General features: G+C 41.0%; 13 protein-coding genes. 3 read left to right on the top strand and 10 right to left on the bottom strand.

Going from position 1 to position 18,466, the window contains the following annotated elements; all coding sequences use genetic code 11:
* Positions 1–155 precede the first annotated feature (155 nt).
* On the bottom strand, positions 156–2,036 hold the full coding sequence (locus ACRRSQ_RS14015; protein WP_440876377.1) for a propionyl-CoA synthetase: 1,881 nt from the start codon (positions 2,034–2,036) through the stop codon (positions 156–158).
* A gap of 322 nt (positions 2,037–2,358) precedes the next feature.
* On the opposite strand from ACRRSQ_RS14015, the gene ACRRSQ_RS14010 reads away from it, so the two are divergent.
* Entirely contained in the window at positions 2,359–2,556 is a 198-nt protein-coding gene (locus ACRRSQ_RS14010) for a hypothetical protein (RefSeq protein ID WP_440876376.1), read from the top strand.
* On the opposite strand, the gene ACRRSQ_RS14005 is transcribed toward ACRRSQ_RS14010, so the two are convergent.
* From ACRRSQ_RS14005 to ACRRSQ_RS13995, 3 genes are all read right to left on the bottom strand, one after another.
* Positions 2,553–3,449 (bottom strand): spermidine synthase, encoded by an 897-nt coding sequence (locus ACRRSQ_RS14005; protein WP_440876375.1) that lies wholly within the window; start codon positions 3,447–3,449, stop codon positions 2,553–2,555. The two genes, ACRRSQ_RS14010 and ACRRSQ_RS14005, sit on opposite strands and share 4 nt — an antisense overlap.
* 2 nt (positions 3,450–3,451) lie before the next feature.
* Positions 3,452–4,099: a fused MFS/spermidine synthase gene (locus ACRRSQ_RS14000; RefSeq protein ID WP_440876374.1), complete on the bottom strand. Its 648-nt coding sequence runs from the start codon at positions 4,097–4,099 to the stop codon at positions 3,452–3,454.
* Between the two features lie 141 nt (positions 4,100–4,240).
* Positions 4,241–5,266: a DUF4382 domain-containing protein gene (locus ACRRSQ_RS13995; RefSeq protein WP_440876373.1), complete on the bottom strand. Its 1,026-nt coding sequence runs from the start codon at positions 5,264–5,266 to the stop codon at positions 4,241–4,243.
* A gap of 298 nt (positions 5,267–5,564) precedes the next feature.
* Here ACRRSQ_RS13995 and ACRRSQ_RS13990 point away from each other — a divergent pair, with 298 nt between their 5' ends.
* Positions 5,565–7,403, top strand: a complete 1,839-nt coding sequence (locus tag ACRRSQ_RS13990) for a monovalent cation:proton antiporter-2 (CPA2) family protein (protein WP_440876372.1) — start codon at positions 5,565–5,567, stop codon at positions 7,401–7,403.
* Positions 7,404–7,447: 44 nt separating this feature from the next.
* Here ACRRSQ_RS13990 and ACRRSQ_RS13985 read toward each other — a convergent pair whose 3' ends face one another.
* From ACRRSQ_RS13985 to uvrA, 4 genes are all read right to left on the bottom strand, one after another.
* The gene (locus ACRRSQ_RS13985) at positions 7,448–8,332 is read right to left on the bottom strand and encodes a LysR family transcriptional regulator (RefSeq protein WP_440876371.1); all 885 of its coding nucleotides are present in this window, start codon (positions 8,330–8,332) and stop codon (positions 7,448–7,450) included.
* A gap of 1,007 nt (positions 8,333–9,339) precedes the next feature.
* Positions 9,340–10,575 carry a lactonase family protein gene (locus tag ACRRSQ_RS13980; protein WP_440876370.1) on the bottom strand — a complete coding sequence of 412 codons (1,236 nt, stop codon included), beginning with the start codon at positions 10,573–10,575 and terminating at the stop codon, positions 9,340–9,342.
* Between the two features lie 136 nt (positions 10,576–10,711).
* Positions 10,712–11,248 carry a GNAT family N-acetyltransferase gene (locus ACRRSQ_RS13975; protein ID WP_440876369.1) on the bottom strand — a complete coding sequence of 179 codons (537 nt, stop codon included), beginning with the start codon at positions 11,246–11,248 and terminating at the stop codon, positions 10,712–10,714.
* Positions 11,249–11,359: 111 nt separating this feature from the next.
* Positions 11,360–14,185, bottom strand: coding sequence for an excinuclease ABC subunit UvrA (gene uvrA / locus ACRRSQ_RS13970; RefSeq protein WP_440876368.1), 2,826 nt, complete (start codon positions 14,183–14,185; stop codon positions 11,360–11,362).
* A 183-nt stretch (positions 14,186–14,368) separates the two neighbouring features.
* Here uvrA and ACRRSQ_RS13965 point away from each other — a divergent pair, with 183 nt between their 5' ends.
* Entirely contained in the window at positions 14,369–15,736 is a 1,368-nt protein-coding gene (locus tag ACRRSQ_RS13965; protein ID WP_440876367.1) for an MFS transporter, read from the top strand.
* Between the two features lie 82 nt (positions 15,737–15,818).
* Here ACRRSQ_RS13965 and ACRRSQ_RS13960 read toward each other — a convergent pair whose 3' ends face one another.
* Positions 15,819–16,169, bottom strand: coding sequence for a DUF3718 domain-containing protein (locus ACRRSQ_RS13960; protein ID WP_440876366.1), 351 nt, complete (start codon positions 16,167–16,169; stop codon positions 15,819–15,821).
* 281 nt (positions 16,170–16,450) lie between these two features.
* A complete protein-coding gene (locus ACRRSQ_RS13955; RefSeq protein ID WP_440876365.1) occupies positions 16,451–18,460 on the bottom strand; it encodes a winged helix-turn-helix domain-containing protein in 2,010 nt (669 codons plus the stop codon).
* Positions 18,461–18,466 lie beyond the last annotated feature (6 nt).

Here is an 18,466-nt window from a genome sequence, read left to right as displayed (position 1 = left end):
AAAGCAGCAAATGAAAGAGCAAAAAACAGCAAGCACGAATAACTGGTCGGAATTCACTGTGCTTGCTGGGGTAAAGCCTTGTGTTTAAGTCATAGCCATTAACCTGAGTTCAGATTAATTGCTTAGGCTGAACTAAAGCTTAACTGAGTTAAAGCTTAACTGAGCTGGGCAAAACGGGTTGATAGCTCATTAATGATCTCAGGATCGTCTATGGTTGATGGCACTTGATAATCTTCCCCATCGACCATTTGTCGCATGACTTTGCGCAGTATTTTACCTGAACGGGTTTTAGGTAAGCGCTCAACTACCAATACCTCTTTCAATGACGCAATCGCGCCAATTTCTTCCCGAACAGTACCTTTTAAACTTGTCACTAATTCATCATCGCCCAGTTTAATGCCATTTTTAGTGACCACTAAACCAAAAGGAACCTGCCCTTTAAGTTCGCAATGCACACCAATTACCGCACATTCTGCTACTGCGTCGTGAGATGACAATACTTCTTCCATTTCACCGGTCGACATTCTATGGCCGGCAACATTAATAATGTCGTCGGTTCTCCCCATAATATAGAGGTAACCTTCTTCATCAATGTAACCGCCGTCACCGGTAATGTAATAACCTGGATAGGTATTTAAATAGCCCGCTTTAAAACGGTCTGGATTTTGCCAAATAGTTTGTAAACACCCAGGAGGTAATGGCAGTTTTACGGCAATACAGCCTTCTTCACCTGCGGGTACTTGATTGCCTTGGCCATCAAGAATTTCTACTTGGTAGCCAGGAATTGGTACGCCTGCGGAACCGGCTTTGGTTGCTAAAAATTCGATGCCAACAGGGTTGCCTGCAATTGCCCAACCGGTTTCGGTTTGCCACCAGTGATCAATAACCGGTAATGAGGTTTTATCTTTTAGCCAATTGTAAGTGGCAGGGTCTAGTCGTTCACCGGCTAAATACAAGCGCTCTAAACATGACAAGTCATAGTTTTTGATCAGCTCAGCTTCTGGGTCTTCTTTGCATACTGCGCGAAATGCGGTTGGCGCAGTAAATAGCGCTTTAACATTGTGCTCGCTACATACTCGCCAAAATGCGCCAGCATCAGGTGTTCTCACCGGTTTTCCTTCATATAAAATGGTGGTACAACCTGCCATTAACGGTGCGTAAACAATGTAAGAATGGCCGACCACCCAACCCACATCTGAAGCCGCCCAAAAGACATCGCCAGCTTCCATACCATAAACCGTTTTCATGCTGTAGGTCATTGCTACCGCATGGCCGCCATTGTCACGCACAACCCCTTTTGGCGTACCTGTGGTACCCGATGTATATAAGATATAAAGCGGATCAGTTGCCTGTACGGGTACTGGCGGAATTGGCGTGGCATCTTGAATAAGTTCTTGCCATGAAAAGTCACGTCCCTCAACAAGTTCTGCGAGTACTTGTTCACGTTGAAAAACAATACAGGTACTGGGTTTGGCCTTACACTGTTCAATGGCTTTATCGACCAAAGGTTTGTATTGCAATACTTTGTTGATTTCAATACCGCAGCTAGCCGTTACGATAACTTTTGGTGTGGCATCATTAATACGTATAGCCAATTCATGTGGAGCAAAACCACCAAAAACAACTGAGTGAATGGCGCCAAGTCGGGCACAGGCAAGCATGGCGATTGCTGCTTCTGGGATCATCGGCATATAAATTAAAACGCGGTCACCTTTGCTAACCCCTTTCTTTTGCAATACATCGGCAAACTTAGCCACTTCATGGCATAGCTCATTAAAGGTGTAGGTTTTTTTCTGCCCAGTGACCGGTGAGTCGTATATTAACGCGGCTTGTTCACCGCGGCCTTGTTCAATTTGGTAATCTAAGGCGATATAACTGGTATTTAATTGGCCGTCACTAAACCAGTCGTAACTGCCTTGTTCATTGGTCGACAAGATCTGAGAAGGTTGCTTAAACCAAGGTAACTTAAGTGCTTGTTCACGCCAATAGTCAGCAGGAGATTGTTTAGATGCTTGATAGTTGTCGACATATTTCATTGTTTTTACTCTTAATGGGCAAATTATCTATACTAGATTGTAGAACTGTCGACAAATATTGCTATTAGACTTTTGGCTAACATTTATGCAGTGTTACAATGAAAAGTGAATTTTTATCGAAGGAATGAGTAACTGTTTCTTTTCAAAAACAACCTGAACTGTCTATTTAAGTTGCTGGTATTACTTTTCTCTAGGCTATAGTAAATAAGGAGTACAGCGGTATTGTTAATTAATTCTAAAAAGTGTTTTTGCTTTTAACACATTTATACTTAGGCTATTTTCAATAACACTGCTTAAATTCGATGCGATTAAGGAAATATTTGTGTTTTTGAAAACTGCTATTCCACTAGTTTTACTTTCAAGTGCTTTATTGTCGACACTTTTAGCTGCTAAAGAAACTAAACCTATATCAAACCTTGTCTTGGCAGAGCATGTTAAGTGGGGCTATTTAAACCCATTACGCGGCGATAAAAGCCCAGCTGCACTCATTTTCGCATCTGTTAATAGTGGTAATGCTTAATCAAGATTTAACAAGTTTGCTGGCGAGAACTGATCTGTTAGCACTTTGCTGTGTGCAGGCCAATCTTGTTGATCTTGTGTCGATTGTAGTAACTGACTTAATTCATCGATATCGACATCATAGCGTTCAAGTTTGTCTGCCAAATTTAAGGTGCGCTGGCGAAGTATTTCCGGCGTGGTTTGATAATTTTTCTGCGCTAAAATAATGCGATTGCCATTATTTTCTTTTTTCACGTTATAAAAATAACCAAAGACCGATTGATAAGTCGCAGACTCGTGCGCATACAATTTGCTAATCGAAAATGTATTAGCAGCTAATACACCTTGCTCGCTTAATAAGCTTTTACTTTCTTGTAAAAACTCCGCGGTCATTAAATGCTCGGGAATATAGTCACCGTTGTAAGCGTCGAGAATGATTAAATCGTAGCTTTGTTTTTTTAACTTAGCGCGTTTAACAAATATACGACCGTCTTTAGCATACGTATTAATGTGTTGATTTTCGAAAAAGCCAAAGTACTCACGAGCCACTTTGATCACCGCAGGGTCTATTTCAACATTATCAATGCGCGCATTAGGGTAAAGTTGATGGAGCATGTTCGACATAGTGCCGCCGCCTAAACCAATAATAAGCACACTTTTTGGCTGGTCAATTAATAATAAACTCGACGTTAGCAATTTGGTGTAATTAAACACTAGTTTGTCGGGCTGGCTTTTTAACATACAGCTTTGGTGACTTTTTTGACTGCGTTCGTTGAACTTTAAACAGCGCAAATCGCCTTTGTCTTCGACAATAATATTGCGATAAAGTGAGCGCTCACTATGAATAATTTCGGCGTATGATGATATGCCAATGAAACTAATCGCCAATACTAACCATTTTATTTTCGGTAACATATTTAGTCCTCTATGGCTGTATGACAAGTGTAGTTTAGGGCGATAGCGCAACAACCAAGCAGCATAAGAATTGAACTTAACGAGATAATAATATTGTTCACTTCAAACCATAATACAAAATAAAAAGAGGTGATAATGGTACCCAGTGCGCTGCCTAAGGTTGATACGAAATAGAGCTTGCCAGCTGTTTGACCGCTGCTGTTTTTATCGGTAACTAACAAGCGAACTGAATAGGGGGAAATCATGCCCAAAATAACCGTTGGAATAAAAAATAACGCCATGGCAGCAAGCAAAGAGCCGTAACGGGTATCTTCAATAGCGGTGAAAATGACTTCCATGATCGGCGCGGCGCTTAAGGCCACAGGTAAAACGGTTAATCCTGCAAGGATGAAAATAATGCCGTATTTTCCTAAATTGGGCGCACGAGTTGATAACTTACCACCAAATAAATAGCCCAACGAAAGGCTGAGCATAAACACGGTAATAATGCTGCCCCAAATGTGCACGCTACTGCCAAAATAGGGCGCTAAAATACGACCACCAAGCAGCTCAATGCCCATAATGATAAAACCACTAGAAAAAGCTAAGCAGTAAATAAAGGCATTTTGCCATGACATTTTAAGAGAAGAGCTAACGGGAGAACTTTGCATATTGTTATTGTTTTTATGAGCGGTGCTTTATCTTACCCTTTGATTTTTAAAGATACTAGCAAATTGTATGAGAACAGTTACAGGCATAAAAAAGGGCTACCATTGTAGCCCTTGTAAGATAAAAACTAGCGAGAAACCCGTTTAGAAGGTTTCGGTAAAGTTTTGAATTACATCTTGCGCTTCAGCAACAACAACTTGGTGTACTTGCTCAGCAGGGTCAGCAATAGTAATTTCATTATATTCAACCGAGTCATCACCTACGGCGCTACATGAAAATGCAACCGTATAGGTATTTGGCGGTAAGTGGGCAAAGTGGTAGGTATACATAGCAAGCTCAAGCTCGTCATTATAAACTAAAGTGTCAGAGGCAAATGGCATCACTACATTATCAGCAATTGGCTCTTGCGCGGTGTCTGGGTCAAACTCATCACCCATAATATCGCCTTCGGCTATGGTGCCTGCATATAGATAAACTACTTTGCCGTGGTCGGTATTGTCCTCATAAACCGTAGCACAATTTTCGCCAACATTAAGTAAGTTAACATCTACCATGCCAGCAATTGAGCCAACCGATTCACTGTCAACTACACGTACGCCATGCGGTTTTAAGTTATAACTTGCGCCACCGGCGGTTTCTACTAAAGACGAGCGTAAATTAAATTCAATGGTATAGGCTTGAACGGCTTCGCTAGAAACGGAAAAAGCGCCCAGTTTTAATTTATTGCTTGGGGTTTTTAGCGGCTTAATGCCTTCATCATCTTCTACCCAACACGAGTCTGTGCTGCCGTTTTGGTTTTGCGGACAACCAGAGGTATTTAAAATCAAATTGCTGTACTCACCAATGGCGATTTCGGTATCGCTGATAATTAACTTTTCATCACCGTTTTGGTAATCAAGTAAGTTAATGGTGATAGTGGTTGGGTTACCGTTTTCGTCTAAAATGGGAATGGTAAGGCCTGAGTCGTCATCTTCGTTATCACCATCGCTTTTTAAGGTGATTGAGCTATAAGTAACATTTACTGACTCAGCAAAATCAACCGGCGCGTCAGAAATAGAAAATGAGACTAACGCGGTGGTTGGGGCAGGTGGCTCGGTTGATGAGCTGTCGTTATCACTACCACAAGCGGTTAAAAATAGGCATAAGCTGCCAAGAACTAAATGTTTCATAGGTACTTCTCTTTTTTAATAATCTTGCATCAAGTATAGCAGGGTTGCTCGGCTTTATAGCCTGCTCAAACAAAACTGAAACACTATTAAATTCTGTAATTAGATGAAATTAACATGCCTGAAAGCTTTTTACCGCTAAGTCATTCATGCGCCTATAAAATTGCCAAAAAGCTGTTTTTATCAGCAGGTAATTAACTGGTAAAGTTAACGCTAACGAGGTGACCTTGATAACAATTAGCAGAATCAATCTATACTTTAATATCTTCATAGCTTAAAAATTTACGTAAAAAGGCACCTTATGTTAGAAATGGCAGTCATATATTTAGCCGCAGCGATTGTTGCTGTTCCTATTGCTAAACGTTTGGGGCTTGGTTCCGTACTCGGCTACTTACTAGCGGGGATTTTAATCGGTCCATTTGTATTAGCTTTAGTCGGCGATCAAACCGATGTGATGCACTTTGCCGAATTTGGTGTGGTGATGATGTTATTTCTGGTGGGCTTAGAATTACAACCTTCACGCTTGTGGAAACTAAGACACTCGATCGTCGGTTTGGGCGGCTTGCAAGTGGTATTAACCACCTTAGTTTTTTCTGCCTGCTGTTATTGGCTGTTAGCCATGCGTTGGCAAACATCTATTGCGATTGGCTTAATGTTGGCACTGTCTTCCACCGCCATTGTTTTGCAAACCTTAGCTGAAAAAGGCTGGACTAACCAAGAGGCTGGGCAAAATGCCTTTTCCGTTTTACTTTTTCAAGATATTGCCGTCATTCCTATTTTAGCCTTATTGCCTTTGCTCGCCTTTACTGAGGTGAGTGCTGGTGTGAGCGAACACGGCAATGTTATTGCCCATTATCCGGCTTTTATTCAGGTGCTTATTTCATTAGGGGTAATTGCGGCAATTGTTTTTGCCGGAAAATACATTTCTGCGCCGCTATTTCGTTACATTGCCGAAACGCGCTTGCGCGAGCTTTTCACCCTATTTGCACTTTTTTTGGTGATCTCAATTGCCGTTATTATGCAAACCATTGGCCTTTCTCCGGCGTTAGGAACTTTTCTTGCTGGCGTGGTATTAGCTGAAAGTGAATTTCGCCATGAACTTGAAGCCGATATTGAACCTTTTAAAGGCTTGTTACTGGGCTTATTTTTTATCACCGTTGGTGCGTCGATTGATTTTCCCTTATTAGCTGAAAAATTCAGTGTCGTCGTGCTTTTGGTGGTGGCCTTAATTGTGATTAAGGCGCTTGTACTTTATGGTTTATCGCTGCTCTTTAAGATGAGCCGTAATCAAAAATTACTCTTCACCCTAGCGCTTGCTCAAGGGGGCGAATTTGCTTTTGTATTGCTTTCTTTAACGGGGAGTTTGCAAATACTCACCCCAGAGCAAAGTAAGCTAATCACCTTAATTGTTGCTATTTCTATGCTATTAGCACCACTTTTATTGATTTTATACGACAAAGTTTTCACCGCTCAATGCCAGACTGAACAAGAATACGACAATATTGAAGATATGGAAGCAGCGAAAAATGTCATCGTCGCCGGTTACGGTCGTTTTGGCCAAATTATTGGTCGTTTATTAACGGCCCAAGGCTATCATTTATCGATTCTTGACCATAGCCCAAGCCAAATTGAATTATTACGAAAATTTGGTAATAAAGTGTTTTATGGTGATGCCGCCCGTTTAGATTTATTACACGCAGCAGGTGCAGAGCAGGCGGAATTATTAGTGATCGCCATTGATGATGGCGATAAAATTATTGAAATGGTTGAACTCGCACACAAGCACTACCCTAAATTAAAAATTGTTGCTCGCGCTATCGACCGGCGTCATGCTTACCAGTTGGTGCAACTAGGAGTAACGGAGTTTCGCAGAGAAACTTTTGATTCTGCGCTTAACTTAGGTATTGAAGCGCTAACCTTACTCGGCAATACCGAAACATCAGCAAAACGCTCAGCCGATATTTTTGCCAAGCATGATGTTGAAACGCTCTACGAACTTGAAAAACTTTGGGGTGATGATCAAAGTTATGGCATTGCCGTAAAGCAGCGCATGGAAGACTTGCAACAAGTTTTAAATAAAGACATGCAAGAGCAAGCCTCCTTGAAAGCGTGCCAAGTAGCTAAACAAAAAGCGCAGTAATAACTAAAAAAGATAGCCATATCTGCAATTGCTTTTTGAAGCGTTTAACGTAAATCTTGAAAATTAGTTTTCACCCAATCTGAAAATAAGGTTAATTCTTTGGACGCGTTTATGTCGGCATGCTGCACTAAAAAGTAACGATCGTTAGTCACCAACTCTTGTTCGAAAAGCTTGACTAAGGAGGTTTCTTGGAACCATGTTTTAGCGATAGGCAATGGTACTAAGGCGATCCCCATGCTTTGTTGCGCAGCGCGAGCAACACCAAACATGCTGTCGAACTGAATAATTTGTTTCGGTTCGAAGTTAGCAATATCTTGTTGATCAGCCCATTTATGCCATGACCAAGGGCGAGCTTGGTGCAAAATTAACGGTAATTCTTTGAGGATGTCAAAGCCGCGTCCGGCACATTTTTTGTAAAGCTTTTTGCTACACGCGGGTACATAACGTACAGGAAATAGCTCATGTACTATGCTGGCGTTTGGTTTGCCCGTTGCCAAAATTATTGATAAGTCAGCCGCTTTTGCTTGCGATAAACCTGATTTCACCGTTTCTAACTGCAAATTAATATCAGGGTGCATATCTGCCCATTCGCTTAGCTTAGGTACAAAAAGCTCACTAGCAAAAAACTCAGGCAAACTTACCGTTATCGTTTGTTGCGTTGCACTTTCGGTAAAGTCAGCAATGCTAGTTTCAAGTTCAGTAATGATTGGTTTAATAATATTGTAAAAACGATTACCGGCGCTCGTTAGCTCTATCGCACGAGTAGAACGTTTAAATAGCTGCGTTCCTAATTGGTCTTCTAACTGTTTGATCTGATGGCTTACTGCTGAAGGCGTAATATACAGCTGTGTCGCGGCATGTTTAAAGCTTAAACATTTTGCGGCAATGCAAAACGATCGTAATCCTCTAATGGGGGTTTGTACCGGCATAAAAATTTGTCACTTTCATTGTTGTATCTATCTTTAATATAAAACTGCAACCATTGTGCCTTTTTATAAGTTATTGTTTTTTAATATAACTGTATTTTATAAAAAGCGAGCGTGCACTTTATTGGTGCAATGCTTTTAAATTTTAGTCAAAAAAAAAGGCATCCTAAGATGCCTAAACCAAAAAACAGTTATTAATGCACTCGATCGGGGGACGATATGAAGTGTAGGTACATAATAAAACGGCTCACTTGGGCTGACAAACGAGAAGAATTGCATCGATGGATGAATTTAATTCAATCGTATTGTTGAGCGTAGTATTAGTCATGTAGTGCAGGGCATGTAGAGTTAACCATCAGGTTAAGCATACCGTTAAATAAATCTAGATGTTGGAATGAAATGGGCTTCCCCATTTTGTTAAGAACAACAAGCGGTGAATAGCGTGATAAGTTGCTAAAAATAAGCGATTAAAATATAGGCAAAAAAAAAGGCATCCTAAGATGCCTAAACCAAAAAACAGTTATTAATGCACTCGATCGGGGGACGATATGAAGTGTAGGTACATAATAAAACGGCTCACTTAGGCTGACAAACGAGAAGAATTGCATCGATGGATGAATTTAATTCAACCGTATTGTTGAGCGTAGTGTTAGTCATATAGTGTCGGGCATGTAGAGTTAGTCATGTAAAGTTAACCACAGGTTAAGCATACCGTTAAATAAATCTTGATGTCGTATTGAAATGGGCTTTCCCTATTTTGTTAAAAACAACAAGCGGTGAATGGCGTGATAAGTTGCTAAACATAAGCGATTAAAATATAGGCAAAAAAAAAGGCATCCTAAGATGCCTAAACCAAAAAACAGTTATTAATGCACTCGATCGGGGGACGATATGAAGTGTAGGTACATAATAAAACGGCTCACTTGGGCTGACAAACGAGAAGAATTGCATCGATGAGTGAATTTAATTCACTCATCATTCTTGCGCTAACCTATTGTTTTAGTTGTAAGTTAATATAGTCCGATATAAGCCGGTTGCGGGATGCTGGCTTTAATGGTTGTTGGTGATAATAAGCCGTTTTGTTGATCGCGTTTTAGTACGGTGATCTCATTAGAGCGCTTATTGGCAATGAATAAATAATTTTGCTCAGCTGATAAGGTGATATCTCGCGGCCAATTGCCTAATGTGCTTTGCAGCTGAATCAGTTCAAGCTCACCATTTTTAGCGACGCCAAATACTGCTATTTTATTAATACCGCGAATAGCTGCATAAATAAAACGTGCGTCGTTAGATATTTTAATTGCTGAAGCAAAATTTGCTGTTGCTTGTTCTTCTTTCACCTGAAGTGTTAACGCACTCACTCGTTGCATTAAGCTTAGCAAGCCTGTTTGTTCATTTTGTTGGTAAACCGCGACCACATTTGATAATTCATTAATCACATAAACTACTGGCATATTTGGGTGGAAAACCATATGCCGTGGTCCATCACCAGCGCTTAACTTAGCAGCAACTTTTTTATCAGCTAAATGATTTTCAGCACTGTTGTTAAACAATAAAACTTCATCTGTGCCTAAGTCGACGGCATATAAAAATTTGCCGGTGCGATCCCACTGCACATAGTGTGAATGTGGACCTTGCTGCCTTTTGGTAATGCTTTTTCCTTGATTTGTGTATTTATCTAGCAAGCTCAATTGTTTTTTATTGCCCTGTTCATTCACGGCAAATAGCGAAACTTCGCCAGTGGCATAATCTGCCACCGCAACTTGGTTAATGTTTGGGTGCATGGCGATATGACAAGCCCCTTGATTAATATTGGTTAATTGACTTTTAAGTTCAAAGCTTTGCTTGTTAGGGTTAAATTGATAATGCGCTAGGCCACCTGATTTTTTACCTACTACAGTAAAAAAATCTTGATGCTTATTTTGGGTAGCAAGGTAGACCGGATTAGGCGCTTCAATTGCTTGACTTGCTTTGGTCAGTGTCGCTTGTTTAGGGGAAAAGGTCAGTTGAAAAAGCCCAGCTTCGCCTGCATTGTTAAAAGCACCAATGAGCAGGTTTTGCTGCTGGCGTGGCTGATTGCTCAGAACATGATTCTGCGTTTGTTCTTCAATTGAACTACATGCGGGTAGTGTCAGCAGTATTGCTGCAATAGTTAACGGGTAAAAAGCGTTAATGACTTTGTTTAGCAGGGCTTTATGTAAAGTTGTTGTGTTTAAAATGGCATGACTCAAAAAAGTGTGCTCCATGGTTTATCCCTAACGTTTGGTTTGGTTTTGGCTTTAGTTTTATTTTTATCGTTTATTTCTTTATTTGAATTTTTTATGGCGCTGTATTTGTCTTTTGCGCTATCGCTAACGTTGATGACTGCACTTGCTTAATTTATTACAGGCGCAATTGATAATAAACTGCGGTTACTTCGCCATGAGGTGCTTGAAAAGGGAAGGTTTTAAGATAGGTCATACCGAGTTTTTTCATGATGGCAATTGAGCCGGTATTCTCATCTATGGCGGTTGCAGAAAGAGCAGAAATATTACCGTGTTTTATTAATGCATCACGCACGGCAATGGCGGCTTCACTGGCATAACCTTTGCCCCATGAGCTTTGCATAAAGCGCCAACCAAGTTCTAAATTATCAAATTCAGGATGATCAGAGAAAAACTCCATTGGCCGAACTAAAATCCAGCCGATAAAGCTATTGCTCGCTTTGATGGTGACTTTCCATAACCCCCAACCTTTACTGGGCTTGGTATAGGCGGCAACCCGTGGCATAAACGCATCCACTATGGTTGCCATGCTGCTTGGCTTACCACCATTAAGGTAGCGCATCACTTCTGGATCTTGATCGAGTTGATGAAGTAAAAGCGTATCTTTCTCGGTCACTAATTCAAAAGTAAGCCGTTGACTGTCGTTAACTTCCATTGATTATCTCCTATACGCTTTTAACTTTTAATTTACCACTTGCAGCTTTTAACTTTCCACTTTCCACTTTCCACTTTCCACTTTCAACTTGCAGCTTTAAGCTTCCTGCTTTTAACTCAACAGTGGTTTTAAAAAGTGTGCGGTGTGAGAATTTTTATGCTCAGCTACTTGTTCTGGTGTGCCGGTCACTAAAATTTCACCACCACCTGAGCCACCTTCAGGACCAAGGTCTACAATCCAGTCAGCGGTTTTTACGACATCTAAGTTGTGCTCAATCACCACGATAGTATTGCCGTGATCACGCAAGCGGTGAATTACTTGCAGTAATTGTTTAATGTCGTGAAAATGCAAACCTGTGGTTGGTTCATCCAGTATGTATAAGGTTTTACCGGTATCGCGTTTCGACAACTCTTTTGATAACTTGACGCGCTGCGCTTCACCGCCCGAGAGGGTGGTTGCCGACTGGCCAAGCTTGATATAGCTTAACCCGACATCCATCAAGGTTTGCAATTTACGTTTAACCGCAGGAATGGCTGAGAAGAACTCAAAGGCGTCTTCTATGGTCATATCAAGCACTTCATGAATGCTCTTGCCTTTGTATTTTACTTCTAAGGTTTCGCGGTTATAACGTTTGCTTTGACACACATCACACGGCACGTATACATCAGGTAAAAAGTGCATTTCGACTTTGATCACGCCATCGCCCTGACAAGCTTCACAGCGACCGCCTTTAACGTTAAAGCTAAAACGACCCGGCTTATAACCCCGTGAACGTGCTTCTTGGGTTCCGGCAAAAATTTCACGCACTGCAGTGAAAATACCGGTATAGGTAGCTGGGTTTGAACGTGGCGTACGACCAATTGGGCTTTGGTCAATATCAATCACTTTATCAAGTAATTCTAAACCGGTAATTGATTTATACGGTGCTGGCTCTTGCGTGGTTGCACCGTTTAATTCGGTATGAGCAAGCTTATAAAGCGTATCGTTAATTAAAGTTGATTTCCCCGAGCCTGATACGCCAGTAATACAGGTCATTAAACCGTTTGGAATCACCAAATCAACATCTTTAAGGTTATTACCACTGGCGCCTTTTAGTTCAACGACATTGTCTTTATCAAACGGGGTACGGGTTTTAGGCAGCTCAATGGCTTCTGCGCCTGATAAATACTTACCCGTTAATGAGTCGTTGCTGGCAAGAATGTCATCAACTGTGCCTTCTGCGATAATTTGACCGCCATGCACACCTGCGCCTGGGCCAATATCAATGACATAATCGGCGGCGCGAATCGCGTCTTCATCATGTTCCACTACGATCACGGTATTGCCTAAATCGCGTAGGTGGATCAGGGTTTTTAATAAGCGTTCGTTATCGCGTTGATGTAAACCAATAGACGGTTCATCAAGTACGTACATAACGCCAACTAAACCTGCACCAATTTGGCTGGCTAATCGAATACGCTGAGCTTCACCGCCCGATAAAGTATCGGCGCTGCGCGAGAGGTTTAAATAATTTAAACCAACGTTGACCAAAAAGCCTAAACGGTCATTAATTTCTTTTAGAATTTTTTCGGCAATTTGCCCTTTCTGGCCCTGTAAGTCTAATCCTTGGAAAAAGGCGAGTGCATCAGCAATGGCAAATTCGGCAACCGTTGGTAGCGGCGTATCATCAATAAAAACATTACGCGCTTCAAGACGTAAACGTGAGCCGTTGCAGTCAGGACAATGCTGGCTGTTCAGGTATTTACTGAGCTCTTCACGTACCGCGTTTGACTCTGTTTCTTTATAGCGGCGGTTCATGTTATTGATAATACCTTCAAACGGGTGCTTGCGAATGACAACATCGCCGCGATCGTTCATGTATTTAAATTCAATTTCTTGTTTGCCGCTGCCGTATAACACCAGCTTTTGCATGTCTTGAGGTAGAGACTCATAAGGCACGTCTAAAGCAAAACCGTAGTGATCAGCTAACGCTTGTAGCATTTGAAAATAATAAAAATTACGTTTGTCCCAGCCGCGAATTGCGCCACCCGATAAACTTAATTCTGGGTTAGAGATCACCCGAGTTGGGTCAAAAAATTGTTGATTACCTAAACCATCACAGGTTTGACAAGCACCGGCTGGGTTATTAAATGAAAATAAGCGCGGCTCTAATTCTTGCATGCTATAACCACAATGTGGACAAGCAAAGTTGGCAGAAAAGAGTAACTCCTCGCGATCAGGTTCGTCCATAAAAGCAACTTTTGCGGTGCCTGCGGTTAAACCTAAGGTCGTTTCGAACGATTCAGTTAAACGCAGCTGAATATCTTCACGTACTTTCAAACGGTCAACCACCACTTCAATGGTGTGTTTTTTATGTAATTCTAAGGTGGGTGGATCGGAAAGGTCGCATACTTCACCGTCAATTCTGGCGCGAATAAAACCTTGTGCGGCTAAGTTGTCTAATAACTTAACATGTTCACCTTTTCTGTCTTGCAGCACTGGTGCTAACACCATCACTTTGGTGCCTTCTTCAAGTGCGAGTACTTTATCGACCATTTGTGAAATGGTTTGTGCTGCTAATGGCTGATGATGCGTCGGACAGCGCGGTTCGCCAACACGTGCGTATAACAGTCTTAAATAATCGTAAATTTCGGTAATGGTACCAACGGTTGAGCGCGGATTATGAGATGTTGATTTTTGCTCAATCGAAATTGCTGGCGACAAACCTTCAATATGGTCAACGTCGGGTTTTTCCATTAATGATAAAAATTGGCGAGCGTAGGCAGAAAGTGACTCAACGTAACGACGTTGTCCTTCGGCATAAAGCGTATCAAATGCTAATGATGATTTACCTGAACCAGAAAGCCCTGTAATTACAATAAGCTTATCGCGCGGTATATCTAAGCTGATGTTTTTCAGGTTGTGGGTTCGTGCACCCCGAACTTCAATATTTCTCATAAAAGTTTTACGACTATACATAATCAAGGAATCGACCATTATCGCACAAAATTGAGCCAGATTTCACCCTGAAACACTATTTTTATTGCATCAAAGAGCATGGTAAGATAACGCGTTTTTTATTCGAGCCAAACTGCGTAATTGGCCATTAATTATCTTCATTTCAGGTTTATAACAACATTTATGAGTACTACGGGTTTAAATTCAATTGAGAAAAAAGCGGCCTTTTCGTTAGCGTCAGTTTTTGGCTTACGCATGCTCGGCTTGTTTATGATTTTGCCAGTGTTCGCTATTTATGGACAAGAGCTCACTGGTTACAGCCCGATTTGGTTAGGTTTAGCCATTGGTGCGTATGGTTTGACCCAAGCATTATTGCAAATACCTATGGGGATTTTATCGGATAAATTTGGTCGTAAACCGGTGATTTTAGCGGGACTGGTGGTCTTTCTAATAGGTAGTATTGTTGCGGCCATGTCGGAAACCATTTATGGCGTAGTATTTGGTCGCGCTTTACAAGGCATGGGCGCAATTGCCAGTGCTATTTTAGCATTGGCCGCTGATTTAAGTCGTGAAGAACAACGCCCGAAAGTGATGGCAACCATTGGTATGTTTATCGGCTTATCGTTCACTGTTGCTATGGTGTTAGGTCCTATTGTTGCTGAGGCCTTTGGTTTAAGTGGCTTGTTTTGGGTGATCGCTATTTTAACCGTGTTTGCGATGTTATTGATTCAATTTATGGTGCCACACTCAGTAAATAAAGCACCACGTGGTGATAATGTTGCCTTGCCTGAGCAACTTAGTGGCTTAATTCGTCATCCGCAATTATCACGCTTAAATTGGGGCGTATTTATTTTACATATGGCGTTAACCGCTTGTTTTGTAACCTTGCCAAAACAGTTTGTAGAAAGTGGTTTGGCGCTAGATAGTCATTGGCAACTCTATTTACCCACCTTATTGGGGTCGTTCTTTTTAATGGTGCCATTTATGATCATTGGCATTAAAAAAGAAAAAGAAACACAAATGTTTACCGCCGCGGTTGCGCTGTTAACCGTTGCGCTAGTGTTGTTGTGGTTGTTGCCAAGTAGCTTTGTCGCCTTAGTTATTTTAATGGTAATGTTCTTTACTGCGTTTAATTATTTAGAAGCGACCATGCCTTCTATTTTATCTCGTATTGCACCTGCTGGCGTGAAAGGCAGTGTGATGGGGATATTTTCCAGTAGTCAGTTTTTAGGTGCATTTGCTGGCGGTTTAGTTGGTGGTGCAATTGCGGCTAACTTTGGTGAAAAAGCGATATTTTTAGTGATGGCGGTACTAAGTTTAGCTTGGCTGATAGTAACGCTAGGTATGCAACCACTTAAAAAGTCAAAAAGTTTTAGTTTTGCTACAAACATTGCAGACGAAGAACAAGCTGATGTTATTGCCCAAAAGCTAAGTACTATGCCAGGTGTTATCGAAGCAACATTGGTACAAAGTGAAGCAGTTGCCTATTTAAAAGTGGATGAAAAGCTTGTCGATTTGGCTGAAATAAAGGCGTTACTTAGCTCTAGTTAACTCAAATTTACTAAAAAATAACAAGCGAGCTGATGAAGTGATCTTCAATAGCTCGCTTTTTTAATGGTCTATTTACCTATTTTTAAAACTCGAAATTAACATCGTATTTATAGCCAGTAATACTCGCTAAGTCAGTCACTTGAACACTACCTATGCTATTCGATAATTTGGCTGTCGTTTTCACTGCGCCATACTGCTCAGCAAAGCTAATAATATCTTGGCCATTGCACACCACATTAAGTGCCACGACCCGTGTTTTCAAACGTAACGATCTTATTTCTTTTGACATTTGCAAGCGCTTATCTAGCGCTGCTGTTTTGCAAATTTTGACCAAACCTTCTTCTAAGTACTCTGGCATATAGCTGCTTTCTGCTAATGCTGATGAACCAAAACCTAAAGATAAAGAGGCTGTTAATACGATTAATTTTTTCATGATGCTGTCCTTTAATGTGCGACTTCAAGTTAAAAACTAATCAGTGAAATTCCTAAGCAAGACATTGAGGATAAGAACCGCTGATGACGCAATGACTATATATTTAGCTTGTCAGTTTTTCTGGATGAAAACGATATCAAAACATTGATAAAAAATGGGCGATAAGTGAGTGGGTATTTTCTTTAAATATCAAAGAATAATAAAAAGCTGATGTTTTTGTGAGGAAAAACGAATGACCAAGCAACTAAAGATATAAGCCAATTCACTGTCTTAGGTGAACATTAACCAGCACAGTCTAGCGTTTTACCTTGCTGGCAAAAGTTAGGTAGGCCATATTGCTGCCAATAATCGGCTAAGCCAATTTTCTCAACCAGTGTGATGAATTTTGGGTGTTGGCGAATTTCTTTACTGTGTGCTCTTAGTGCGGACAAAATGCGATATTGTTGGCTTTCGGCTAACTCAAAAGCCAGTTTGAAGTAATTCTCTATATCAGCAAGCTCAGCATACATATAAAGCAAAACCGTTCGTTCAAAAATGCCATTATTGGCGGCTTGCGTTAAAAATTGACTCGCTTGTTGTTGGTAGTCGGGGTATTTGATGCCTTGATATAATGAGTCAATGTAACTTTCGGGCACGCCTAAAGCTTGGTAACCTGAAAAGAATAACGAGCGACCTTTTTGTTCATCGCCAATGCGTATATACGCTGGGCCAAGTAACGCGCCAGTTTCCCCCCAATCATTTGCCTGCAATACTAAACTGTTAGTGATATCGATTGCTTCTTCAGGCTTATTCATTTGCATATATAAACAGGCCAAAAATAACCCGATATTAATATTTAGCGGTGATTGTTGATATTGCTGTTGATAATAAAAAAGCAGCTCTGAAGACAGCTGGCCTGCCTGATGCTGCAATTCAAATAAATTAACGCTTTGTTCTGCTTGGTTTTGTTGAAAAACTTGCTGAGCCTTCATTAACGTTGCTCTTGCTTCATGCCATTGATATTTCGCCATTTGTAAGCGAGACAATAATTGATAAAGCTCTGCATCAAGTGGCGCTAGTTCAATGGCTTTAGCTAAACTGTTCATTGCTAAGTTACTGTATGGGTGCGAGAGTTTTTGCATTGACCACACTTCAACACTTAACAGTTTTGCTAATGTTTTAAGTCCAGCGACTGAGTTTGGCGCAATATCAGTAATGCTTTTTGCTAACATGTTAATCGCCGGGCGATTGTAACTTGTGCCTTTTTGGCTGATAAAAAAATAGCTCGCCGATTCGATAATTGCCTGCATATAAGCGTCAGGGTTATTATTTATCATTACTGGCAGCGTTTGTTCAACAAATTGAGTTGCCAGCGTGCGTATCGTAATTTCAGTGCTGGTGAGCGCAAGATTTGTCAGGCTATCGAATAAAACATCGCCATTGTGACCATCAATTACTTGCCAATGCAAAATATCACGCTCCTGCTCAATAAAACCTTTCGCGCGAATAATAAACCGTGCTTGGAAGGTGCGAGCAATATCACGGGAAAATAAGTGGCTAACGCTTTTGACTTCGTTTACTGAAATGGTGCTAAGGCTTGGGTGATTCGCAATTAATTGTCGGAAACTGCTTTCTAATGTTGGGTATTTACTGGCAATGCTTTGGCTAAATTCAAAAGGTAATATGACCACTCTATGGTGATCTAATGTTGGGGCTGATAACGGCGTTGCTTTGTTGCTAGAAGGGCTATTGGCACGTGATAATTGCCAAAGAGTAAATACGATGAATATAACCAAGATCGTCAGTAAAGATATAACACTTAAGCGAAGGTAAACGGGCTTGTTGCTTTCAGTAATAGCAAGCGTGCTTTCGGGGCTAATTGGTGTATTTACTGTAGCCTCAGATACTGCGTTTTGCGTTGATGCTAGATTGAACGCTTCATTGTTAATAGACGAATGATCGCTGCAATAAACTAAATGAAAGCCAACTTTCGGGTGAGTTTTAATTGATACCTGATGTTCAAACTGTCGTAATTTTTTACGTAATACAGAAATGCAGCGATTCAGTGAATCGTCAGAGACGATGATATTTGGCCAAACTTCATCAAAAATAGCTTCTCGGGTAACCACTTCCCCTTGGGCTTTAACTAAACAATGAAGTACTTGCGCGACCTTTTTTTCAAGGTGCAGGTGGTTGTCGTTGATTTTAGATTTGAGCTCGCCATGAGCTGCATTGAAAATACAATCGCCCAAATCATAGGTTGCCGGAATGTCTATACTAGCTTCACGCTCGGGTGTCGCTACGCTGTCCATAAGTGG

Origin of the sequence: Thalassotalea sp. PLHSN55, from assembly GCF_052030545.1 — a bacterium.
In the GTDB taxonomy this organism is placed as follows: Bacteria; Pseudomonadota; Gammaproteobacteria; order Enterobacterales; family Alteromonadaceae; genus CANMXU01.
This window is presented reverse-complemented; position numbering and strand designations above follow the sequence as displayed.